This is a genomic window from Bacteroides sp. D20, from assembly GCF_003436255.1.
GTDB lineage: Bacteria > Bacteroidota > Bacteroidia > Bacteroidales > Bacteroidaceae > Bacteroides > Bacteroides uniformis.
Window position 1 is genome coordinate 24,520 of sequence record NZ_QSOO01000019.1, and the last position, 22,069, is coordinate 46,588.

20 protein-coding genes and 2 tRNA genes are annotated in these 22,069 nt (G+C 48.5%); 17 read left to right on the forward strand and 5 right to left on the reverse strand.

The features are described 5' to 3' along the window. Positions 1-46: 46 nt before the first annotated feature. Together trpS and DXD78_RS17295 are read right to left on the reverse strand one after the other, a co-directional pair. Positions 47-1,141, reverse strand: a complete 1,095-nt coding sequence (gene trpS / locus DXD78_RS17290; protein ID WP_005829577.1) for a tryptophan--tRNA ligase — start codon at positions 1,139-1,141, stop codon at positions 47-49. Positions 1,142-1,215: 74 nt separating this feature from the next. Next, a complete protein-coding gene (locus tag DXD78_RS17295; protein ID WP_022401787.1) occupies positions 1,216-1,860 on the reverse strand; it encodes an HU family DNA-binding protein in 645 nt (214 codons plus the stop codon). 641 nt (positions 1,861-2,501) lie between these two features. Between DXD78_RS17295 and carB the strand changes: the two genes are divergently transcribed. The 12 genes from carB to tsf all read left to right on the forward strand — a co-directional run bounded on the left by carB (position 2,502) and on the right by tsf (position 15,242). Next, a complete protein-coding gene (carB, locus tag DXD78_RS17310; RefSeq protein ID WP_005833447.1) occupies positions 2,502-5,729 on the forward strand; it encodes a carbamoyl-phosphate synthase (glutamine-hydrolyzing) large subunit in 3,228 nt (1,075 codons plus the stop codon). Positions 5,730-5,857: 128 nt separating this feature from the next. Beyond that, entirely contained in the window at positions 5,858-6,418 is a 561-nt protein-coding gene (locus tag DXD78_RS17315) for a sugar O-acetyltransferase (RefSeq protein WP_009037825.1), read from the forward strand. A gap of 130 nt (positions 6,419-6,548) precedes the next feature. After that, positions 6,549-6,623, forward strand: a tRNA-Val gene (locus DXD78_RS17320). 31 nt (positions 6,624-6,654) lie between these two features. Next, positions 6,655-6,729: transfer RNA gene (locus tag DXD78_RS17325), tRNA-Val, on the forward strand. 157 nt (positions 6,730-6,886) lie between these two features. Further along, positions 6,887-8,233 carry an adenylosuccinate lyase gene (purB, locus tag DXD78_RS17330; RefSeq protein ID WP_009037826.1) on the forward strand — a complete coding sequence of 449 codons (1,347 nt, stop codon included), beginning with the start codon at positions 6,887-6,889 and terminating at the stop codon, positions 8,231-8,233. Positions 8,234-8,369: 136 nt separating this feature from the next. Further along, the gene (locus DXD78_RS17335) at positions 8,370-9,854 is read left to right on the forward strand and encodes a pseudouridine synthase (protein WP_008664272.1); all 1,485 of its coding nucleotides are present in this window, start codon (positions 8,370-8,372) and stop codon (positions 9,852-9,854) included. A 27-nt stretch (positions 9,855-9,881) separates the two neighbouring features. Then, the gene (gene asnS / locus DXD78_RS17340) at positions 9,882-11,285 is read left to right on the forward strand and encodes an asparagine--tRNA ligase (RefSeq protein WP_117652905.1); all 1,404 of its coding nucleotides are present in this window, start codon (positions 9,882-9,884) and stop codon (positions 11,283-11,285) included. 151 nt (positions 11,286-11,436) lie between these two features. After that, positions 11,437-11,928 (forward strand): DUF4488 domain-containing protein, encoded by a 492-nt coding sequence (locus DXD78_RS17345; protein WP_005829599.1) that lies wholly within the window; start codon positions 11,437-11,439, stop codon positions 11,926-11,928. A gap of 338 nt (positions 11,929-12,266) precedes the next feature. Beyond that, a complete protein-coding gene (gene rplM, locus DXD78_RS17350) occupies positions 12,267-12,728 on the forward strand; it encodes a 50S ribosomal protein L13 (RefSeq protein WP_005829602.1) in 462 nt (153 codons plus the stop codon). Positions 12,729-12,734: 6 nt separating this feature from the next. Continuing rightward, positions 12,735-13,121: a 30S ribosomal protein S9 gene (gene rpsI, locus DXD78_RS17355; protein ID WP_005829603.1), complete on the forward strand. Its 387-nt coding sequence runs from the start codon at positions 12,735-12,737 to the stop codon at positions 13,119-13,121. A gap of 172 nt (positions 13,122-13,293) precedes the next feature. Then, on the forward strand, positions 13,294-14,127 hold the full coding sequence (gene rpsB, locus DXD78_RS17360) for a 30S ribosomal protein S2 (RefSeq protein ID WP_005829604.1): 834 nt from the start codon (positions 13,294-13,296) through the stop codon (positions 14,125-14,127). Between the two features lie 122 nt (positions 14,128-14,249). Then, positions 14,250-15,242 (forward strand): translation elongation factor Ts, encoded by a 993-nt coding sequence (tsf, locus tag DXD78_RS17365; protein WP_009037828.1) that lies wholly within the window; start codon positions 14,250-14,252, stop codon positions 15,240-15,242. Positions 15,243-15,349: 107 nt separating this feature from the next. Here tsf and DXD78_RS17370 read toward each other — a convergent pair whose 3' ends face one another. After that, positions 15,350-15,697: a translation initiation factor gene (locus DXD78_RS17370; protein WP_005833443.1), complete on the reverse strand. Its 348-nt coding sequence runs from the start codon at positions 15,695-15,697 to the stop codon at positions 15,350-15,352. Positions 15,698-15,847: 150 nt separating this feature from the next. Here DXD78_RS17370 and DXD78_RS17375 point away from each other — a divergent pair, with 150 nt between their 5' ends. The 5 genes from DXD78_RS17375 to DXD78_RS17395 all read left to right on the forward strand — a co-directional run bounded on the left by DXD78_RS17375 (position 15,848) and on the right by DXD78_RS17395 (position 19,814). Beyond that, positions 15,848-16,504 (forward strand): redox-sensing transcriptional repressor Rex, encoded by a 657-nt coding sequence (locus tag DXD78_RS17375; RefSeq protein ID WP_016274430.1) that lies wholly within the window; start codon positions 15,848-15,850, stop codon positions 16,502-16,504. Next, on the forward strand, positions 16,504-17,121 hold the full coding sequence (locus tag DXD78_RS17380) for a fumarylacetoacetate hydrolase family protein (RefSeq protein ID WP_009037830.1): 618 nt from the start codon (positions 16,504-16,506) through the stop codon (positions 17,119-17,121). The genes DXD78_RS17375 and DXD78_RS17380 overlap by 1 nt, the downstream gene beginning before the upstream one ends. Positions 17,122-17,195: 74 nt before the next feature. Beyond that, positions 17,196-17,675 (forward strand): 2-C-methyl-D-erythritol 2,4-cyclodiphosphate synthase, encoded by a 480-nt coding sequence (gene ispF, locus DXD78_RS17385; protein ID WP_009037831.1) that lies wholly within the window; start codon positions 17,196-17,198, stop codon positions 17,673-17,675. A gap of 44 nt (positions 17,676-17,719) precedes the next feature. Then, positions 17,720-18,736 (forward strand): metallophosphoesterase family protein, encoded by a 1,017-nt coding sequence (locus DXD78_RS17390; RefSeq protein ID WP_009037832.1) that lies wholly within the window; start codon positions 17,720-17,722, stop codon positions 18,734-18,736. 22 nt (positions 18,737-18,758) lie between these two features. Further along, on the forward strand, positions 18,759-19,814 hold the full coding sequence (locus DXD78_RS17395; RefSeq protein WP_009037833.1) for a Gfo/Idh/MocA family oxidoreductase: 1,056 nt from the start codon (positions 18,759-18,761) through the stop codon (positions 19,812-19,814). Between the two features lie 11 nt (positions 19,815-19,825). Here the strand turns inward: DXD78_RS17395 and DXD78_RS17400 are convergent, their stop codons facing one another. Beyond that, the gene (locus tag DXD78_RS17400) at positions 19,826-20,686 is read right to left on the reverse strand and encodes a hypothetical protein (protein ID WP_009037834.1); all 861 of its coding nucleotides are present in this window, start codon (positions 20,684-20,686) and stop codon (positions 19,826-19,828) included. Between the two features lie 67 nt (positions 20,687-20,753). After that, the gene (locus tag DXD78_RS17405; RefSeq protein WP_034529478.1) at positions 20,754-21,809 is read right to left on the reverse strand and encodes a porin; all 1,056 of its coding nucleotides are present in this window, start codon (positions 21,807-21,809) and stop codon (positions 20,754-20,756) included. Between the last annotated feature and the right edge of the window lie 260 nt (positions 21,810-22,069).

The window sequence follows — 22,069 nt, forward strand, 5'->3', positions numbered from 1 at the left end:
TAGCTCCTTGTAACTCGTAACTTCTGTAACTCGTATCTCCTATCCCTTATTCTCCGCCGAATTTCTTTACTTGCTCTGCAATCAGTTCCGCATCATCAAAGTAGTTTATCTTCATAGCCTTGCGTACATCGTCCAAGGTTGCGGCAGCGGTTTCCCTGGCAGTTTCGCAACCTTTCTTCAGCATGTCGTAGATGGCGGGGATGTCTTTTTCAAACTCCTTGCGGCGGTTGCGGATAGGCTCCAGTGTCTCCTGCATAATTTCGTTGAGGAACTTCTTCACTTTCATGTCGCCCAGACCGCCACGTTGGTAGTGGGCTTTCAGTTCGTCCAGATTCGGATATTCGGGCAGATAAAGGCCGAAGTGTTCCGGACGGCAAAAGGCATCCAGGTAAGTGAATACGGTGTTGCCTTCCAATTTTCCGGGGTCTTGCACACGCAGGTGGTCGGGGTCGGTATACATGCTCTTCACCTTCTTCTGCACCTCGTCGGCAGAGTCCGAAAGATAGATACAGTTGCCGAGGCTCTTGCTCATCTTGGCTTTGCCGTCCGTTCCCGGCAGGCGCAGGCAGGCTGCATTGTCGGGCAACAGGATTTCCGGTTCCACGAGGGTTTCACCATATATATAGTTGAAACGGCGTACGATTTCACGAGCTTGTTCAATCATCGGCTCCTGGTCTTCGCCCACGGGCACGGTAGTGGCGCGGAAGGCGGTAATGTCCGCTGCCTGGCTGATGGGGTAGGTGAAGAAACCTACGGGGATGCTTGTCTCGAAATTACGCATCTGGATTTCGGTCTTTACCGTCGGGTTGCGTTGCAGGCGGCTCACGGTCACCAGGTCCATATAGTAGAAGGTCAGTTCGCAGAGTTCCGGTATCTGGGATTGGATGAAGATGGTACTCTTCGTCGGGTCCAGTCCGCAAGCCAGGTAGTCCAGTGCCACCTCGATGACGTTCTGGCGCACCTTTTCCGGATTCTCCATATTGTCCGTCAGCGCTTGTGCGTCGGCGATGAAGATGAAAATCTTGTCGTACAAGCCGGAGTTTTGCAGTTCCACTCTTCTTCTCAATGAGCCTACATAGTGTCCTATGTGCAGGCGTCCTGTGGGGCGGTCGCCCGTAAGGATGATTTTTTCTTTTGCCATATTATGTATTTTTTAGTTTCTTCATTGTATAAAAGCCATTAAGACCGGCAAAGATACCTATAATTATCGAAACCTCAAGGGATGACGCTTTCTTTCCTTTTCACGTATACCTTATGGCTTCCGATGCCGCTTGTATCGATTCCGCTGCCGGGAGTATGTGCCCATTTGCGCAGTTCCACGGTGGCGGTGGAGCGGACGAGTCCGGTCAGTTGCCGGTAGATGCTGACAGTAAGGAAGGCGTGCTTGTCCAGATACTGATGCGCCAGAGCCAGACGTTGTTCGGGGGTGTATTTCTTCGACGAGTGTGCGGGTTTCCAGGAGGCACGTTCCAGTTCGCACCAATGGTTGGTTTCTCTAATCAAGGCCTTGTCCGTGCGGAAGTTCACGCCGCTTACGTAGATGCTCCGTGCATTTCGCTTCGTGCTGCTTTCTTGGGGCTGTTCGCGTTCTTTGTCGGGGTAGATGGACAGTGCGGGGGTGAATACGCCCAATCCTTCTATCTTCACCGAGCGTCCCATTCCCATTTCGTGGGCCAGGGCTTCGCCCAGCTCGCAGATAACTCCTTCGGTTACGCCTTTCGAGAATCCCGAGGTCATGGCGATGTATTCCGCCAGTTCGCGCGTGCCGGTCTGTCCGGTCATCACCATCTTGGGGTAGGTGATTGGTTCGCCCGTACCTTGCAAGTCGGGCATTTCTTTCATTTGGTAGCGTGTGGTCATTGTTGCGTTCTCCTTTCTTTTCTTTCCTTCGTTGCAAAGTCCTTTTCCCTGCGGAGCAAAGTTCTTTTGGTGGCGGAGAAATCTTAGAATAAAGCCTTTATTCCAAGGAATAGAAATTTTATTTTTAAGAATAAAGGCTTTGTTTGTAGAAACAGAATCCTTGTTCTATTTTTGTATAGGCACAAAGGTAAGTTTCCGTGGCGAGAAAAGCAAGTTTTGGTGGGGAGAATCTTCATATTTATCCGCAAATGCCTTTACTGAGATATAGTCTTTCTTTTTTATATGGAATCGCATTTTTCGGAAAAAGATTTCGGTTGCGGGCGACGGCCGCTCTTCTATTATGGAGGATGACGTTTCTTTTATACAAAAAAATATGCCACAATTTGCTCTTTTCGTAAATAAGTCGTTACTTTGCACAAATTTTAAAGAGACTATGCAATCGCAGGAAATGAGAAGCAAATATAACCTCCGTTCGAATGAATTTCATTCGGGAGCCGTCAGTTTCTCTTTTTTCGAGAAAGATATTTTTAGTTCTTTGGTAATGCGTTAATCCTTTATTGGGTGACGCATTTTTTTTGTGAAATAGCTACAACTCGTAGTTCGTAGCTTGTAACTCGTAACTTAATAGACAACAAGAGAATATGGAAAAGAATTTAAAGAAAGTGCTTGTCTTGGGTTCTGGTGCGCTCAAGATTGGTCAGGCCGGAGAGTTTGACTATTCCGGTTCGCAGGCGCTGAAGGCGTTGCGCGAAGAAGGTATCGGTTCTGTTTTGGTAAACCCGAACATTGCTACTATCCAGACATCGGAAGGTATCGCCGATCAAGTTTATTTCTTGCCGGTAACTCCTTATTTCGTGGAAGAAATCATCAAGAAAGAACGTCCCGACGGCATTTTGCTGGCATTCGGCGGACAGACGGCGCTGAACTGCGGTACGGAACTCTATCAGAACGGAATTCTTCAGAAATATGGCGTGCGCGTGCTGGGTACTTCCGTTGAGGCGATTATGTACACCGAAGACCGTGACCTCTTTGTGAAGAAGCTGGACGAGATTCCGATGAAGACTCCGAAGAGCCACGCTGTGGAGAGCATGGAAGACGCACTGAAGGCAGCCCGCGAGATTGGCTACCCCGTGATGGTGCGCTCGGCTTATGCTCTGGGTGGACTGGGAAGCGGTATTTGTCCGGACGAGGAAGCCTTCATTAAATTGGCCGAAAGCTCTTTCACTTTCTCCAAGCAGATTCTGGTAGAAGAGTCTCTGAAGGGTTGGAAGGAAATTGAATTCGAGGTAATCCGCGATGCCAACGACCACTGCTTCACGGTGGCAAGCATGGAAAACTTCGACCCGCTGGGCATCCATACGGGTGAGTCCATCGTAGTGGCTCCCACTTGCTCATTGACCGACGAGCAGGTGAAAATGTTGCAGGAGCTTTCCACCAAATGTATCCGCCACCTGGGCATCGTGGGCGAATGTAACATCCAGTATGCGTTCAACGCCGAGACAAACGACTATCGTGTCATCGAGGTGAACGCCCGTCTGTCCCGTTCTTCCGCATTGGCTTCCAAGGCTACCGGTTATCCGCTGGCATTCGTGGCTGCCAAGATTGCGTTGGGCTATACGCTCGACCAAATCGGCGAGATGGGAACTCCCAACTCGGCATATGCAGCTCCGCAGCTTGACTACCTGATTTGCAAGATTCCGCGTTGGGACTTGACAAAGTTCGTAGGTGTCAGCCGCGAAATTGGCTCCAGCATGAAGTCGGTAGGCGAAATCATGTCTATCGGACGTTCCTTTGAAGAAATTATCCAGAAGGGCTTGCGTATGATTGGTCAGGGAATGCACGGATTCGTGGGCAATGAGGGAGTGGAGTTCGATGACTTGGATTACGAACTGTCACATCCCACCGACCTGCGCGTCTTTGCCATTGCCGAGGCTCTGGAAAAGGGATATGCCATCGACCGCATCTTTGAGCTGACCAAGATTGACCCCTGGTTCTTGGGCAAGCTGAAGAACATCGTAGACTACAAGCAGAAACTTTCTCAATATAATAAGGTGGAAGACATCCCCGCCGACGTGCTGCGCGAAGCAAAAGTGCTTGGCTTCTCCGACTTCCAGATTGCCCGCTTCGTGCTGAATCCGCAAGGCAATATGGAGAAGGAAAACCTTGCCGTACGCGCCCGTCGTAAGGAGCTGGGCATCCTGCCCGCCGTGAAGCGCATCAATACGGTGGCTTCCGAACATCCGGAACTGACGAACTACCTCTACATGACGTATGCCGTTCAAGGTTATGATGTGAACTATTATAAGAATGAAAAATCAGTGGTTGTGCTTGGTTCGGGCGCTTACCGCATCGGTTCGTCTGTAGAGTTCGACTGGTGTTCGGTGAATGCCATCCAGACTGCCCGCAAGCTGGGCTACAAGTCCATCATGATTAACTATAACCCCGAAACCGTTTCTACGGACTACGACATGTGCGACCGTCTCTACTTCGACGAGCTCTCCTTCGAGCGTGTGCTCGACGTTATCGACCTGGAGCAGCCGCGCGGTGTCATCGTGTCCGTGGGTGGACAGATACCGAACAACCTGGCAATGAAGCTTCACCGCCAGTCAGTTCCCGTGTTGGGTACTTCCCCCATCTCCATCGACCGTGCCGAAAACCGTAACAAGTTCTCTGCCATGCTCGACCAGCTGGGCATCGACCAACCGGCTTGGCAGGAACTCACTAGCCTGGAAGATGTGAAAGGCTTTGTAGAGAAGGTGGGCTATCCGGTACTGGTGCGTCCGTCTTACGTACTCTCCGGTGCTGCGATGAATGTATGCTACGATGAAGAAGAACTGGAAAACTTCTTGAAGATGGCTGCTGAGGTATCTAAGGAATATCCGGTGGTGGTATCCCAGTTCTTGCAGAACACCAAGGAAATCGAGTTCGACGCTGTTGCCCAAAACGGTGAAGTGGTGGAATACGCCATCTCCGAGCACGTAGAGTTTGCCGGTGTACACTCCGGTGACGCTACGCTGGTATTCCCGGCACAGAAGATTTACTTTGCAACGGCACGCCGCATCAAGAAAATCAGCCGCCAGATTGCGAAGGAACTCAATATTTCCGGTCCTTTCAATATCCAGTTCCTGGCACGCAACAACGAGGTGAAGGTTATCGAGTGTAACCTCCGTGCATCGCGCAGCTTCCCGTTCGTATCCAAGGTGCTGAAGCGTAACTTCATCGAGACTGCTACCCGTATCATGCTGGACGCTCCCTATACACAACCGGACAAGTCGGCATTCGACATCGACCGTATCGGTGTGAAGGCAAGCCAGTTCTCCTTCTCCCGTCTGCACAAGGCAGACCCGGTATTGGGTGTGGACATGTCGTCTACGGGCGAGGTAGGCTGTATTGGCGACGACTTCTCCGAAGCATTGCTGAATGCCATGATTGCTACCGGATTCAGAATCCCCCGTCCCGAGAAGGGCGTGATGTTCTCCTCCGGAGCCATGAAGTCCAAGGTGGATTTGCTGGATGCCAGCCGCATGCTCTTTGCCAAAGGCTATAAGATTTATGCTACGGCAGGTACAGCCGCTTTCCTCAACGCCCATGGCGTGACGACGGAAGCCGTTTACTGGCCGGATGAACGCCCGGATGCGGAAAACAACGTGATGACGATGATTGCCGACCATGCCTTCGACCTGATTGTCAACATTCCGAAGAACCATACGAAACGCGAGCTGACCAATGGCTACAAGATTCGTCGCGGTGCCATCGACCACAACATTCCGTTGATTACCAATGCCCGCCTGGCAAGTGCCTTTATCGAGGCATTCTGCGAAATGAAGCTGGAAGATATCCAGATTAAGAGCTGGCAGGAGTACAAATAAATTGTTTGCTCTATAAACGATTGCAGGAGCGGAAAGCCGAAAGGTTTTCCGCTCTTTTGGTATACTGCGTTTATTTCCGTATTTTTGTTCGGGGCTGAGTCTCTGTATGAATCAAAAGAAGAAATAATATGAATGAAGTGGAAAAAATGCGTAGCTCCCAGTTGGCGGATATGTCCGTTCCGGAGATACAGGTGAAGTTCAAGCATGCCAAGCGCTTGCTGGCAAAAATGCGTGTGATGAGTACTTACGATGAGGATTACCGGAGCTTGCTGGAGGAGCTGGTACCGGGCATTCCCGCCACGTCCGTCATCTGTCCACCGTTCCATTGCGACCATGGGGATGGTATCCGGCTGGGTGAACATGTCTTTGTCAATGCCAATTGCACTTTCCTGGACGGGGGATATATCACGATTGGTGCCCATACGTTGGTCGGTCCATGCGTACAGATATACACTCCCCATCATCCGATGGATTATATCGAGCGTCGTACGGAAAAGGAATATGCCTATCCGGTGACGATAGGAGAGGATTGCTGGATTGGCGGCGGTGCCATTTTGTGTCCAGGCGTCACCATCGGCGACCGTTGTATCATCGGTGCGGGTAGTGTGGTGACGAAAGATATTCCATCCGATAGCATAGCCGTTGGCAATCCGGCAAAGGTTATCCGGAAAAATGAGGCAAAAAAGTGAACGTACTAAATGCTTGAAAAACAGAGTGTGTCGCTAAATGACTAAAAAAATATCGAAAAATATTATGCAAAAGTTTTGGTAATGTCAAAATAAGCTGTACCTTTGCATCGCTTTTGAAACGGAAGTGTACGGGCGTTTAGCTCAGCTGGTTCAGAGCATCTGCCTTACAAGCAGAGGGTCGGCGGTTCGAATCCGTCAACGCCCACACAAAATCCAAGCACTTTCGTTCATCAAAAGGGCGTTTAGCTCAGCTGGTTCAGAGCATCTGCCTTACAAGCAGAGGGTCGGCGGTTCGAATCCGTCAACGCCCACTGGAAATTTTCATTCGAAGGTGGTCTTGCAAGCGATTGTAAGGCCATTTTTTTATCCATTAACTTCCTTTTCTTAAAATCTTTATTCTTTATGTCTTGTTACTCAGAAAAAAGCAGTAATTTTGCAGTCCGATAATTATCATCATAAATACGACGTATGAAACTTGATTTACTTACCGCAATCTCTCCGATTGACGGTCGATACAGAGGCAAAACAGATGTTTTGGCTGCCTATTTTTCAGAATTTGCACTGATTAAATACCGTGTACAAGTTGAAGTAGAATACTTTATCACGCTGTGTGAGCTGCCTTTGCCGCAGCTGAAAGGGGTGGATAAGGGTGTTTTCGAAACCTTGAGAAACATTTACCGTAACTTTTCCGAAGCCGACGCGCAACGCATTAAGGACATTGAGAGCGTGACGAACCATGATGTGAAGGCTGTGGAGTATTTCTTGAAAGAAGAGTTTGACAAGTTGGGTGGTATGGACGACTATAAGGAGTTCATCCATTTTGGCCTGACTTCACAAGATATCAACAATACGTCTGTTCCTTTGTCTGTAAAGGAGGCGTTGGAGCAGGTGTACTATCCTCAAATAGAGGAACTGATAGCGCAGCTCCGTGCTTATGCGGAAGAGTGGGCCGCTATCCCCATGCTTGCCAAGACACACGGACAACCGGCTTCGCCTACCCGTTTGGGCAAGGAGGTAATGGTGTTTGTCTACCGTCTGGAACGCCAGTTGGCAACGCTGAAGGCTTGTCCGGTGACAGCAAAGTTCGGTGGCGCTACGGGTAATTACAATGCCCATCATGTGGCTTATCCGGAATATGACTGGAAGGCATTCGGCAATAAGTTCGTTTCCGAAAAGCTTGGCTTGGAACGCGAGGAGTATACTACCCAGATATCCAATTACGATAATCTGTCTGCCATCTTTGATGCCATGAAGCGCATCAATACGGTGATGATTGATATGAACCGTGACTTCTGGCAATATATCTCTATGGAATATTTCAAGCAGAAGATTAAAGCCGGTGAGGTGGGCTCCAGCGCGATGCCGCACAAGGTGAACCCGATTGACTTTGAAAATGCGGAAGGAAACCTGGGCATGGCGAATGCTATTCTTGAGCACTTGGCGGTAAAACTGCCGGTTTCCCGTTTGCAGCGTGACTTGACGGACTCTACCGTGCTCCGCAATGTGGGTATGCCGTTTGGGCATATCATTATTGCCATACAAAGTTCTTTGAAGGGTTTGCGTAAGTTGCTGTTGAACGAACCGGCCATCTACCGTGACCTGGACAATTGCTGGAGCGTGGTGGCCGAGGCTATCCAGACCATTCTGCGCCGCGAGGCCTATCCGCATCCTTATGAAGCGTTGAAAGCGTTGACCCGTACCAATCAGGCCATTACGGAAGCGTCTATCAAGGAATTTATAGAGGGACTGAATGTAAGTGAAGAGATAAAGAAAGAATTGCGGGTGATTACCCCCCATACTTATACGGGAATTTAAGCAACCACAGAAGTGTACCGGAGGAATTTCAACTTTTTACTCCGGCAATTGTTATAGAAACATATAAAATTCAAGGTATAATAGAGACAATGAATGGCCGTGAGGCCAAGGTTTAATTTTATTCGAATAAAAAACAATGAGTACAGAAAACGAAACTTGGCGTGATGCTTCTTCCGCAGAGGAGAACTCAGGTGCCGGCCGCGATGGTAACCAATTTAACAAGGAAGGTGGCTACAGCCGTCCGTCTTACAACCGTGATAATGGCGACCGTCCTTATCGCCCCAGATTTAACAGTGAAAACGGGGACCGCCCGCAGCGTCCTTATAACAGTGACCGCCCTTATCGCCCGCGCTTTAATCCTGGTGCGGACAATGGTGACCGTCCGCAGCGTCCTCGTTACAATAACGATAATGGCGACCGTCCCTATCGTCCGCGCTATAACAGCGAAGGCGGCGACCGTCCGCAACGCCCTTATGGAAACAATTCGGGTGACCGTCCTTACCGTCCGCGCTATAACAGCGAAGGTGGCGACCGTCCGCAACGCCCTTATAATAGTGACCGTCCGCAGCGCCCGCGTTATGGCAATGAGGGTGGTGACCGTCCGCAACGTCCTTATAACGGCGACCGCTCCTACAACAGCGACCGTTCTTATAATACGGACCGTCCCTATCGTCCGCGCTATAACAGCGAAGATGGCGACCGTCCGCAGCGTCCTCGCTACAATAATGAGGGTGGTGACCGTCCTTATCGTCCACGCTTCAATTCGGGTGGTGGAAGACCTGGCGGATACGGCAACAGAGACAGCTATAGCCGTCCAGTCCGTCGTTCGGCCGATTATGACCCCAATGCTAAGTACAGCAAGAAGAAACAGATAGAATATAAGGAGCAGTTTGTGGACCCGAACGAGCCTATCCGCTTGAACAAATTCCTGGCCAATGCCGGTGTTTGCTCCCGTCGCGAGGCTGATGAATTCATCACTGCCGGAGTCGTTTCTGTAAACGGAGAGGTGGTGACGGAATTGGGAACCAAGATTAAGCGCGGTGATGAAGTGAAGTTCCACGACCAGACGGTCAGCATAGAACGTAAGATTTACGTACTGCTGAACAAGCCGAAGGATACTGTGACTACTTCGGATGACCCCCAAGCACGTCGCACGGTGATGGATTTGGTGAAGGGCGCATGCGACGAACGTATTTATCCGGTAGGTCGTCTGGACCGTAATACTACAGGTGTGTTGCTGCTGACAAACGATGGTGACCTGGCTTCCAAGCTGACGCATCCCAAGTATCTGAAGAAGAAGATATATCATGTGCATTTGGACAAGAACCTGACAAAAGCCGATATGGAGCAGATTGCAGCCGGTATTCAACTGGATGACGGGGAAATCCATGCAGATGCCATCAGCTATACGGATGACTTCAAGAAAGATGATGTCGGTATTGAAATCCACTCCGGCAAGAATCGTATCGTGCGTCGTATCTTCGAATCGCTGGGATACAAGGTGATGAAACTGGACCGTGTGTATTTTGCCGGTTTAACCAAGAAAGGCCTGCGCCGCGGCGAATGGCGTTACCTCACGGAACAAGAGGTGAACTTCCTGCGCATGGGTTCTTTTGAGTAATATATAATAAGGTATAATAACTGTTTTATGGAAAAGATTAGTAGAACAAAGATTGTTGACCTGCTGAAGCGTGAAGATTTTGGCGCTATGGTCAACGTGAAGGGCTGGGTTCGTACCCGCAGAGGTAGTAAGCAAGTAAACTTTATCGCGCTGAATGACGGTTCTACAATAAATAATGTGCAGATTGTAGTAGACTTGGGTAACTTCGATGAGGAGATGCTGAAAGAGATTACTACCGGTGCTTGTTTGAGCGTAAACGGTGTGCTGACGGAATCTGTCGGTTCCGGTCAGAAGGTCGAAGTGCAGGCCCGCGAAATCGAAGTGCTGGGAACTTGCGATAACACGTATCCGTTGCAGAAGAAAGGTCATTCCATGGAGTTCCTCCGTGAGATAGCCCATCTGCGTCCCCGTACCAATACGTTCGGGGCTGTGTTCCGTATTCGTCATAATATGGCGATTGCCATCCACAAGTTCTTCCATGACAGAGGATTCTTCTATTTTCATACTCCGATTATCACGGCTTCCGACTGCGAAGGCGCAGGCCAGATGTTCCAGGTGACTACGAAGAACCTTTACGACTTGAAGAAAGATGAGAACGGTTCCATTATTTACGATGATGACTTCTTCGGAAAGCAGGCCAGCCTGACTGTTTCCGGACAGTTGGAAGGCGAACTTGCCGCTACTGCATTGGGAGCCATCTATACATTCGGTCCTACGTTCCGTGCCGAGAATTCCAATACTCCCCGCCACTTGGCAGAGTTCTGGATGATTGAGCCGGAAGTGGCGTTCAATGATATTACGGACAATATGGACCTGGCGGAAGATTTCATCAAATATTGTGTACAGTGGGCTTTGGACAACTGTGCCGACGATGTGAAGTTCCTCAATGACATGTTTGATAAGGGCTTGATTGAACGTCTGCAAGGTGTCTTGAAAGAAAGCTTCGTGCGCCTGCCTTATACGGAAGGTATCAAGATATTGGAAGAGGCTGTTGCCAAAGGGCATAAGTTTGAATTCCCGGTGTACTGGGGAGTTGACTTGGCTTCCGAACACGAGCGCTATCTGGTGGAAGACCACTTCAAGCGTCCGGTTATCCTGACTGACTATCCGAAGGAAATCAAAGCGTTCTATATGAAGCAGAACGAAGACGGCAAGACCGTGCGTGCCATGGATGTACTCTTCCCGAAGATTGGAGAAATCATTGGCGGTTCCGAACGTGAATCGGATTACAACAAGCTGATGACGCGCATTGACGAACTTCACATCCCGATGAAGGATATGTGGTGGTATCTCGATACCCGTAAGTTCGGTACATGTCCCCACTCCGGGTTCGGTTTAGGCTTTGAGCGCTTGCTGCTGTTCGTTACGGGCATGACGAATATCCGTGATGTCATACCGTTTCCGCGTACGCCGCGCAACGCCGAGTTCTAAGTTTCGGAATATACAAACTGGATAAAATCATCCGCACAAACATTCTGTTGTTTGTGCGGTTTTTTTATACCCAAAAATGTTGTAATCTCAAAATAAATCTTTATATTTGTGTCTAGCGGAACGACATAACGTTAACCAACATCATACGAATATGAAACGGAACTATTTCTTTACCATGCTGGCAGCGGTGCTGCTTGCGGTAGCGGGAGCCAATGCGCAGGAGAGCGCAGAGTTTAGGCCTGCGGAACTGGCAGGAATTTGGCAGTTATGTCATTATGTGTCCGAAATCCCGGATGTTCCCGGGATATTGAAACCGAGTAATACCTTTAAAGTGCTGAGTGATGACGGCCGCATTGTCAACTTTACAATGATTCCTGGCAAGGATGCCATCATCACGGGGTATGGGACTTATCAGCAGCTGACGGATAATTCCTATAAGGAAAGTATTGAGAAAAACATCCATCTGCCCATGTTGGACCACAAAGACAATATATTGGAGTTTGAAATAGGGGACGACGGGGTAATGTACCTGAAGTATTTTATAGCTAAGGACTTGAATGGGAATGAACTGAATACATGGTTCCATGAAACATGGAAGCGGGTGGGCATGCCCGCGAAATTCCCCGAGGACCTTGTTCGTTGATATTTCTTTCTCTTTCCCGTTTCTTTCTCAATGCAGCTTTGAAGGTCTTCTATGACGGCATTGGCCGATGAAGGCCGCATCATAAAGAGTTGTTCTAGCGGAGATTCTTTCGTTTCTCCGCAGGATAACTTTGTCTGTTGTATATCAGCCAAGTGGCTCTCTAAAAAAAAGTGGAAAACTTTTGCCAGTTCTAAGAAAAACCGTACCTTTGCAAGCCGATTATTATCTCAAAAGGATAAGCATTTAATTCATAGCGAGTTAATCTTCCATTGTCCGGGATGACTGGCTTGCGGTGAAGAAAAACATTTTAGTAGTAACATTTTAAAAAACAATTAAGAGTGGATACTTTAAGTTACAAGACCATTTCTGCAAACAAAGCTACAGTGACTAAAGAATGGGTCATTGTTGACGCTACAGACCAGGTATTGGGTCGTCTGGGCGCAAAAGTTGCGAAACTGTTGAGAGGAAAGTATAAACCTAACTTTACCCCTCACGTAGATTGTGGCGATAATGTGATCATTATCAACGCCGACAAAGTAAAATTAACCGGTAACAAGTGGAATGACAAGGTATATCTGTCATATACAGGTTATCCCGGCGGCCAGAGAGAAATCACTCCTGCCCGTTTGCAGGCAAAACCGAACGGTGATGACAAGTTACTGAGAAAAGTAGTAAAGGGTATGTTGCCTAAGAACAAGTTGGGCGCAAAATTGCTGGGCAATATGTATGTATATGCCGGCAGCGAGCACAAACACGATGCTCAGAACCCGAAAATGATTGATATTAACGTACTTAAATAAGAGATAATGGAAGTAGTAAATGCATTAGGCAGACGTAAAAGTGCAATTGCACGTATTTTCGTAAGCGAAGGTACTGGAAAGATTACTATTAATAAGAGAGACCTCGCAGAGTACTTTCCATCAAGCATTCTTCAGTATGTAGTTAAACAGCCGTTGAATAAGCTGGGTGTTGCTGAAAAGTACGACATCAAAGTTAATCTCTGCGGTGGCGGTTTCACCGGCCAGTCTCAGGCTTTGCGTTTGGCAATTGCCCGCGCACTGGTGAAAATCAATGCTGAGGACAAGGCTGCTCTCCGTTCTGAAGGTTTCATGACTCGTGATCCTCGTTCTGTTGAACGTAAGAAACCGGGACAACCGAAAGCACGTCGTAGATTCCAGTTCAGTAAACGTTAAGAGTTGGAGAACGGTTGGGGCGGACAAGTTGCTTAATTCTCGACTTTCACCTCTCAACTCTCAACTGAAAAAGCGTTTAGTATCTAAACTACCGGGACTCTTCAGATTCAGACTACCCGGCGGTTGGTTTAGAAGAAACAAAAAAGAAAGTAAACGATTAATTTAAAAGAAAATGTCTAGAACAAATTTTGATACATTATTAGAAGCCGGTTGCCACTTCGGTCACTTGAAAAGAAAGTGGAACCCTGCAATGGCTCCTTACATCTTCATGGAGCGCAATGGTATTCACATCATTGACCTCAACAAGACGGTTGCTAAAATTGACGAAGCTGCTGAAGCTTTGAAGCAAATCGCTAAATCAGGAAAGAAAGTCCTGTTTGTTGCTACTAAAAAACAAGCTAAGCAGGTGGTTGCCGATAAGGCTGCATCTGTAAATATGCCTTATGTAATCGAGCGTTGGCCGGGTGGTATGTTGACTAACTTCCCGACTATCCGTAAGGCTGTCAAGAAGATGGCTACCATCGACAAGTTGACAAGCGACGGTACCTATTCAAACCTCTCCAAGAGAGAAATTCTTCAGATTTCACGTCAACGTGCAAAGTTGGACAAGACTTTGGGCTCTATCGCTGACTTGACTCGTCTGCCGTCTGCTCTGTTCGTTATCGACGTAATGAAGGAAAACATCGCAGTTCGTGAAGCTAACCGTCTGGGTATTCCCGTATTCGGTATCGTTGATACAAACTCCGATCCTACGAATATCGATTTCGTAATCCCGGCAAATGATGACGCTACTAAGTCAGTAGAAGTTATTCTTGATGCTTGCTGCGCTGCTATGCAGGAAGGTCTGGAAGAACGTAAGGCCGAAAAGGTAGACATGGAAGCTGCCGGTGAAGCTCCTGCCAACAAAGGCAAGAAGAAAGCTACAAAAGCAAGACTCGACAAGTCCGACGAGGAAGCAATCAATGCCGCTAAGGCTGCTGCTTTCATGAAGGAAGAAGAGGCTTAATCATACTGTTGAGAGTTGAGAATTGAAAGTTGAGAGTTACTTTACGGCAATTCTCAATTCTCTATTCTCAACTCTCAATTACTTTATAAGGATATTATTAACAATTAAAATAAAAAGATATTATGGCTGTAAGTATGGCTGATATAACCAAGCTCCGCAAGATGACCGGTGCTGGTATGATGGATTGCAAAAATGCTTTGACTGAAGCTGAAGGCGATTTCGACAAGGCAATGGAAATTATCCGTAAGAAGGGACAAGCTGTTGCAGCTAAGCGTTCAGACCGCGAGGCTTCTGAAGGCTGTGTGCTGGCTAAGACTACGGGTGACTTTGCCGTTATCATCGCTTTGAAGTGCGAAACTGACTTCGTGGCTCAGAATGTTGATTTCGTGAAACTGACTCAGGATATTCTGGACCTTGCCGTAGCTAACAAGTGCAAGACTCTGGACGAAGTAAAAGCTCTGCCGATGGGCAACGGTACTGTACAGGATGCTGTAACAGACCGTAGCGGTATCACTGGCGAGAAGATGGAGCTGGATGGTTACATGACTGTAGAAGGCGCAAGCACTGTGGTTTATAACCACATGAACAGAAATGGCCTCTGCACTATTGTTGCTTTCAACAAGGCTGTTGAAGAAGGACTGGCTAAGCAGATTGCCATGCAGATTGCTGCCATGAACCCGATTGCAGTAGACGAAGATGGCGTATCTGAAGAAATCAAGCAGAAGGAAATAGATGTTGCTATCGAGAAGACAAAAGCTGAACAGGTACAGAAGGCTGTTGAGGCTGCTTTGAAGAAGGCTGGTATCAACCCGGCTCACGTGGACAGCGAAGACCACATGGAAAGCAACATGGCCAAGGGCTGGATTACTGCTGAAGACGTGGCAAAGGCAAAGGAAATCATTGCTACTGTTTCTGCCGAGAAAGCTGCACATCTGCCTGAACAAATGATTCAGAATATTGCTAAGGGCCGTCTTGGCAAGTTCTTGAAAGAAGTTTGCTTGCTGAACCAGGAAGACATCATGGACGGCAAGAAGACAGTTAGAGAAGTCTTGAAAGAAGCTGATCCTGAATTGAAGGTTGTTGACTTCAAACGTTTTACTTTGCGCGCTGAATAATTCCGCTTAGAAACGATTCTATAAAAAGAAGTGGCCGTATATGGAGTTGAATTCCTAAACGGTCACTTTTTTATGCCTCTACAGTTGCAGTGAGACGGATGATGCGTTTATCCCACGGGCTTGGTTTGCGTGTATCCTTCTGCCTTCAGGAGGTCGATGACACGTTGTTTGAAGTCGCCTTGCACGATGATTTCTCCATCTTTGGCACTTCCGCCTACTCCACATTTACTTTTCAGCAATTTGCCCAGTTCTTTCAGATTATTGTCGGTGCCCACGAAACCTGTGACAAGAGTGACGACTTTGCCACCCCGGTTCTTGCGGTCCAGCTGTACACGCAGGCGTTGTTGTGCAGGGGGGAGGGTAGCTTGCTCCTCATCGTCATTCATCTCATAGTTGTAGTCCGGGTTGGTGGAATAGACTATATTCAACCGTTCTTTCCAATCATTATTCTTCATACTTCTTTCTTTTAAACTTCCCAAAAGTACGATATTATGTGGAATTATGCAATTAGAAATTATGTTAAGCTTTTGTTGCATCCGTGTTACTGATTAGAAAAAAAGCACTACTTTTGCCAATCGCAATATTGAGAACTTAAATAAGAAACTATGAGCAGTCCGTTACAGAAAAAAGAAACCATGAAGGTGCCGGAACCTACCTTGCGCCGGCTTCCGTGGTACCTTTCCAATGTAAAGTTGCTGAAACAAAAGGGGGAACGATTCGTATCATCCACCCAGATTTCCAAGGAAATCAATATTGATGCTTCACAAATTGCCAAAGACCTTTCGTATGTCAATATCTCGGGACGTACGCGTGTAGGCTATGAGGTGGACACACTGATAGCTGTGCTGGAGGATTTCCTGGGATTTACCAATATACACAAAGCCTTTCTGTTCGGTGTCGGAAGCTTGGGAGGTGCCTTGCTGCGCGACTCGGGTCTGAGCCATTTCGGTTTGGAGATAGTAGCTGCTTTCGATGTGAAGCCCGAACTGGTGGGTACGACACTGAGCGGCATCCCCATCTATCACTCGGACAAGTTCAAGCAGAAGATGCAGGAGTACGATGTCAATATAGGCGTGCTGACGGTACCTATCGAAATAGCCCAGCAGATAACGGATTCCATGGTAGAGGGCGGTATCAAGGCCGTATGGAACTTCACCCCGTTCCGTATCCGTGTTCCCGAGAACATTGTCGTGCAGAACACTTCCCTTTATGCCCATCTGGCCGTGATGTTTAACAGACTGAACTTTAATGAGATCAAGTAATGAAGATTATTGCTGTAGGAATGAACTATGCTCTGCACAACAAGGAGCTGGGACATACACACGAGAATAAGGAACCGGTTATTTTCTTGAAACCCGATTCGGCTATACTGAAAGATGGCAAACCTTTCTTTATCCCCGACTTTTCCAACGAGGTGCATTATGAGACGGAAGTAGTTGTGCGTATCTGTCGGCTGGGCAAGAACATTGCACCCCGCTTTGCGCACCGCTATTATGATGCAGTGACGGTAGGCATTGATTTCACTGCGCGTGACCTGCAACGTAAGTTCCGTGAAGCCGGTAATCCGTGGGAACTCTGCAAAGGTTTCGACAATTCGGCAGCCATCGGCACCTTCATCCCGTTGGAGCAGGCGGGTGGAGACGTGCAAAATCTGGACTTCCATCTGACGATTGATGATAAGGAGGTGCAACGCGGTCATACAGCGGACATGCTGTTCCGGGTAGATGAAATCATTGCTTATGTCAGCCGCTTCATGACCTTGAAAATCGGTGATTTGCTGTTTACGGGTACACCTGTGGGAGTAGGCCCTGTCAGCATCGGACAGCACTTGCAGGGCTATCTTGGAGAGGAGAAAGTGCTCGACTTCCATATCCGCTGATTATCTTCGTCTTGTTTTTTCTTGTTACCTCGCTTTTTTTCCGTACTTTCGTATCAACTTAAAGAAGTAATGATATGAAGATACGTGTAGGTTTCGGCTTTGACGTCCACCAGCTGGTGGCAGGACGCGAGCTTTGGCTAGGCGGCATTCGCTTGGGACATGAAAAGGGATTGTTGGGGCATTCGGATGCGGATGTGCTCATTCATACTATCTGTGACGCATTGCTGGGTGCGGCGAATATGCGCGACATCGGCTATCATTTTCCCGATACTGCCGGTGAGTTCAAGAACATAGACAGCAAGATTCTGCTGAGAAAAACAATAGAACTGATAGCTACCAAAGGTTATTCGGTGAGCAACATTGATGCCACCGTCTGTGCCGAACGTCCTAAGCTGAAAGCACATATTCCCGAAATGCAGCGCACGCTTGCCACTGTGATGGGCATAGACGAGGACGACATCTCCATCAAGGCCACTACCACGGAGAAACTCGGCTTTACGGGCAGAGAAGAAGGTATATCTGCCTATGCCACTGTGCTGATAGTGAAAGAATAATACTATGCTGAAATGATACCGACTAATTTTAATCATCCACTTATATGAAGAAAATCTCCTTGACCTTTTGTCTGGCACTTTTATCCTCCTTGTTCTGCCCGGCACAAGTATCGCCTTTACAGTTCAACAAGAATGGAGAGTTTAAAATCGTCCAGTTTACAGACATCCACTTTAAGTATGGTAATCCGGCTTCAGACATTGCTTTGAAGCGTATTGGCGAGGTGCTCGATGCTGAGCGCCCCGATTTAGTAGTCTTTACCGGCGATGTGGTCTATGCCGCACCTGCCGATACGGCCATGCGCAAGGTGCTTTCCTATGCTACGGACCGTAAGATTCCTTTTGTCGTAACCTTTGGTAACCACGACAACGAGCAGGGAAAAACACGTGCCGAACTTTATGATGTTATCCGTTCCATGCCTTTCAATATCCAACCCGACCGTGGCGGAGTTGAATCCCCCGACTATGTCCTCACACTGAAATCCTCGGACGGCAAGAAGGATGCAGCCCTGCTTTACTGTCTGGATTCCCATTCCTACTCCAAACTACCCGACGTAAAGGGGTACGACTGGCTCACTTTCGACCAGGTGAACTGGTACCGTCGGCAGAGTGCCGCTTATAAAGCAAAGAACGGTGGCCAACCTTTGCCTGCACTGGCATTCTTCCACATCCCTCTGCCGGAATATAACGAAGCCGCTTCCGACGAGAACGCCATACTGATAGGTACCCGCATGGAAAAGGCTTGCGCTCCGGAACTGAATACGGGCATGTTCACTGCCATGAAAGAGGCCGGTGATGTGATGGGTATGTTTGTCGGACACGACCATGACAACGATTATGCCGTAATGTGGAAAGGCATTCTGCTGGCTTACGGCCGTTTCACCGGTGGCAATACCGAGTACAACCATTTGTCCAACGGTGCCCGTGTCATTGTGATGAAGGAAGGTGCCCGTACTTTCACCACCTGGATTCGTCTGAAAGGTGGCGAAATCATTGATAAGACGGTCTACCCCGACAGCTATATGAAGGACGATTGGCGTAAGCGTCCGTTGGTGACGGAATAAGGGTGAACTTAAAAAGAACGATATGGACAAGATAAGAACTGGATTAGCCGCTTACGGAATGTCGGGACGTGTTTTCCATGCTCCCTTCATCTCCACCAACCCTCATTTTGAATTGATTGCCGTTACGGAGCGCAGTAAGGAACTCTCCCGGGAAAAGTATCCCGACGCTTGTATTGTGCGGAGTTTTGGGGAACTTATCGGACTGGAAGGGTTGGATTTGGTTGTCATCAACACACCGGACAGCACTCATTATGAGTATGCCCGCCGCGCCCTCGAAGCTGGCAAGCATGTGGTTGTGGAGAAGCCTTTCACTACCACCGTGGCAGAAGCTGAGGAGCTGGTGGCACTTGCCGCAAGCCGGGGGCTGACCTTGAGCGTTTACCAGAATCGCCGGTGGGACGGCGATTTTCTGACGGTCAAGGAAATACTGTCCAAAGGCCTGCTGGGACATCTGGTGGAGTTTGAATCCACCTTCCCCCGTTATCGTAATTTTATCAAGCCGAATACTTGGAAGGAAACCGGACAAGATGGCGGTGGCTTGACCTATAACCTGGGCGCCCACGTCATAGACCAGGCTGTGCAGCTGTTCGGTATGCCCGAAGCCGTCTTTGCAGATATTGCCACGTTGCGCAAGGACAGCAAGGTAGACGACTACTTCATCATTCATTTGCTACGCCCCTCAAAGGCACCCGAAGTAAAGATAACGCTGAAATCCAGCTATCTGATGTGTGCGAGCGAACCCCGTTTCGTCCTCCACGGCAGGGAAGGTTCTTACGTGAAATATGGTTTCGACCCTCAGGAAGCCGCCTTGAACGAAGGCGTATTGCCCGTCACTCCGCACTGGGGCGAGGAGGACAAATCCTCTTGGGGGATACTTCATACGGAAAAGGGCGGTAGAATCGTGCATGAACCTTATCCAAGCCTTCCCGGTGATTATGCAGCTTTTTACGAGAATATCTATCGGCATATTTGTCACGGCGAACCTTTGCAGAGCGATGCCCGCGAGGTGGTCGGAGTCATCCGCTTGATAGAGGCAGGCTGGGAAAGCAGCCGTATGCAGCGTGTGGTTCGTATCTGATAGAAAATCTTTTACCCGGTAGGGATGTGCAGCTTCACATGTGTCAACCGGGTGTATTTCGTACTTCCTATTATATAGGTACGCGCGATGCGTGCCGATGCTATCTCCATCAGTTCCCCTACCTGGTAGGCATGTTCCACGGCGGGCAGCTGGCATGATTTCTGGCTTGCCGTGCGTGCATTCAGCCGGATGCTGACGAAGTTGCCGATGGAGTCTTTCAGCTTCAGCACCTGGCGCACATAGAAATAAGGAGTGGTCCCTTTGAGCTGCGTCTTGTAGGGGTTGTCCTCCAGTCGCACGCTGAGCACCGTCAGCGTCAGGTTCTCCACTTTTTCGCTTTCTTTCCCCAGAAAACGTCCGCCGGTGGTCTGGTACGTTTTTCTCCGTTGTATGTCGAGATGGACCGAATGGTAAATCTTGGCAATCTGTACAAAACGTTCCTGCTTGGGGATGCGTGGTTGGAATTTGAAAGCTATCCACGTAAGATAGGCAGGGTCTATACGGAGGATTTCGTGCAGGAAGTGTCCGTGGTATTTGCCTACGGAGATGATGTCGTCCCCTTTGCTCTGCATTCTTTTGGCATTGTACTCCACAAGCAGCAGGCTGCGCGGCGAGTAGAAACATAGTGTGCTTGCCATCCGTAGCGTTTCGTGAATGTCGGTGGAAAGGTCGCAAATGTAGAAGATGGACTGTCTTCCGGGCAGTGGAGAGTAAATCCATAAAGTATATTGGAGATGCTCCGGTCGGGGCAGTACGACAAGATAGGCGCCCACTTCCTTATAAGAGGCTCTCCCTTGATTGTATGCATTCAGCTTACTATACAATAAGTCTTGTTCAGTCTGCAGTATGCCGGGTATGATTGGATTTGCCATAACTCGGAATAATTTATTCCAAATATACCTTTTTGGAATGAAAAAAGCAAGGGAAAGCCAGGAAATATCAGAAGCGTACCATCAATTCCAATACCACCTTGTCTTGTTCCGACTCTTTCGCTATGCTGTTTTTGGCATAGAAGTATTTCTCGTAGTTCAGCCGGAGGTCTGTGCGGAATGCCTTGCTGAGGCTGAAGGTGATGCCGCCCGTCAGGCGTTGGCGTTTGTAGTCGGTCACTGTCAATCTGCCGGTTTCCTCATCGGCGGTTTTGGCGTCGCTCTGGTCGGTCATCATGTCGTAGCGTAGCAGGAAAGACATCTTGTTGAATACTTTTCGTAGAGGCAGGTCGTAGTTGATGAAGGTGTTGACGGCGTGTACATCTTTGAAAGCGTTGTCGGAATATTGCTTGTACAAGTATTCGCCTTCGATATGGAAACGGCCGGTTTCGTAGTAAGTGCCGATGTCATAGGACTGCATGCGTACTTCTTCCGGTTGGATACTCTGCACGCTTAGTGTCAGGTTCAGTCCTTTGGTGAAGAGAAACTGGGCTTTGGCGGAGTAGTTCACTTCCTTGTGCCATTCTTTCTGGTTGGTCAGTCCGGAACCGTTGAAAAGTCCTCCTTCCACGGTGATAGGTACATCGGTAGGCAGGGTATATCCTACTGTGAATCCCACGTCCCGTACATTGCCCACTTGCTTGGCGATGAACGAGCGGTTGGGAAAGTATTGCTGGTGCGGCGAGCGGTGGGCGTCGATGGTGAAGGGGACGCGCATTTGTCCGGCGGTGACTGTCAGTCCTTTTGTCGGGAAAAGCCGGGCGTAGGCATCCAGCATCTTGATTTGGCCTTCGTCGGAGAGGTCTATCTCGGCTTTGTAGGCTACGCTGGGCAATACGTTGCCCGTCACGCTGACGCGGGCATTGCGTACTTCGAAACGTCCTGCACCCATGGTGGTCTGATATTCGTATTTGGCGCGGATGGTTCCGTGGACTTCCGGCAGGTAGTCTTTGGTTTCCATCTTCTCCTTTTCAATCTTTTTTCCGTCCTCGTTGATGGAGGGCGTTTGGGCAATTGCGGCCAACGGCAGCAGGGCAATCAGTACTGTCAATGCACTTTTTTTCATAATCTGTTGTTGTCGAATGATTTGTCGGCGACAAAGTTCGGACATACGTGTTGTGTTTTTGTGTCATATATGTTGCATTGTTGTTACAAAAAACTGTTGGAGGGAAGAACTGCGATGGGTGCCGTTTTAATCTTTTTATGGCTTGATTTAGTTTCTTGTTTTTATTAAAACGTTGGTTGTTAGGATTGTATGTGCACTGCCACAAATGTTTCAGTCTGAAATATCAATGAAATATTCTTATCTTTGAAGGAAATATCAAG

What these genes read in the sequence shown, in the direction of transcription:
- DXD78_RS17335 (WP_008664272.1), top strand. Translation starts at nt 8,370, where the DNA reads ATGAGTACAGAAAACGAAACTTGGCGTGATGCTTCTTCCGCAGAGGAG.
- DXD78_RS17390 (WP_009037832.1), top strand. Translation starts at nt 17,720, where the DNA reads ATGAAGAAAATCTCCTTGACCTTTTGTCTGGCACTTTTATCCTCCTTG.
- carB (WP_005833447.1), top strand. Translation starts at nt 2,502, where the DNA reads ATGGAAAAGAATTTAAAGAAAGTGCTTGTCTTGGGTTCTGGTGCGCTC.
- DXD78_RS17345 (WP_005829599.1), top strand. Translation starts at nt 11,437, where the DNA reads ATGAAACGGAACTATTTCTTTACCATGCTGGCAGCGGTGCTGCTTGCG.
- purB (WP_009037826.1), top strand. Translation starts at nt 6,887, where the DNA reads ATGAAACTTGATTTACTTACCGCAATCTCTCCGATTGACGGTCGATAC.
- ispF (WP_009037831.1), top strand. Translation starts at nt 17,196, where the DNA reads ATGAAGATACGTGTAGGTTTCGGCTTTGACGTCCACCAGCTGGTGGCA.
- DXD78_RS17370 (WP_005833443.1), bottom strand. Translation starts at nt 15,697, where the DNA reads ATGAAGAATAATGATTGGAAAGAACGGTTGAATATAGTCTATTCCACC.
- DXD78_RS17400 (WP_009037834.1), bottom strand. Translation starts at nt 20,686, where the DNA reads ATGGCAAATCCAATCATACCCGGCATACTGCAGACTGAACAAGACTTA.
- DXD78_RS17395 (WP_009037833.1), top strand. Translation starts at nt 18,759, where the DNA reads ATGGACAAGATAAGAACTGGATTAGCCGCTTACGGAATGTCGGGACGT.
- rpsI (WP_005829603.1), top strand. Translation starts at nt 12,735, where the DNA reads ATGGAAGTAGTAAATGCATTAGGCAGACGTAAAAGTGCAATTGCACGT.
- DXD78_RS17375 (WP_016274430.1), top strand. Translation starts at nt 15,848, where the DNA reads ATGAGCAGTCCGTTACAGAAAAAAGAAACCATGAAGGTGCCGGAACCT.
- DXD78_RS17405 (WP_034529478.1), bottom strand. Translation starts at nt 21,809, where the DNA reads ATGAAAAAAAGTGCATTGACAGTACTGATTGCCCTGCTGCCGTTGGCC.
- DXD78_RS17380 (WP_009037830.1), top strand. Translation starts at nt 16,504, where the DNA reads ATGAAGATTATTGCTGTAGGAATGAACTATGCTCTGCACAACAAGGAG.
- asnS (WP_117652905.1), top strand. Translation starts at nt 9,882, where the DNA reads ATGGAAAAGATTAGTAGAACAAAGATTGTTGACCTGCTGAAGCGTGAA.
- DXD78_RS17315 (WP_009037825.1), top strand. Translation starts at nt 5,858, where the DNA reads ATGAATGAAGTGGAAAAAATGCGTAGCTCCCAGTTGGCGGATATGTCC.
- DXD78_RS17295 (WP_022401787.1), bottom strand. Translation starts at nt 1,860, where the DNA reads ATGACCACACGCTACCAAATGAAAGAAATGCCCGACTTGCAAGGTACG.
- rpsB (WP_005829604.1), top strand. Translation starts at nt 13,294, where the DNA reads ATGTCTAGAACAAATTTTGATACATTATTAGAAGCCGGTTGCCACTTC.
- trpS (WP_005829577.1), bottom strand. Translation starts at nt 1,141, where the DNA reads ATGGCAAAAGAAAAAATCATCCTTACGGGCGACCGCCCCACAGGACGC.
- tsf (WP_009037828.1), top strand. Translation starts at nt 14,250, where the DNA reads ATGGCTGTAAGTATGGCTGATATAACCAAGCTCCGCAAGATGACCGGT.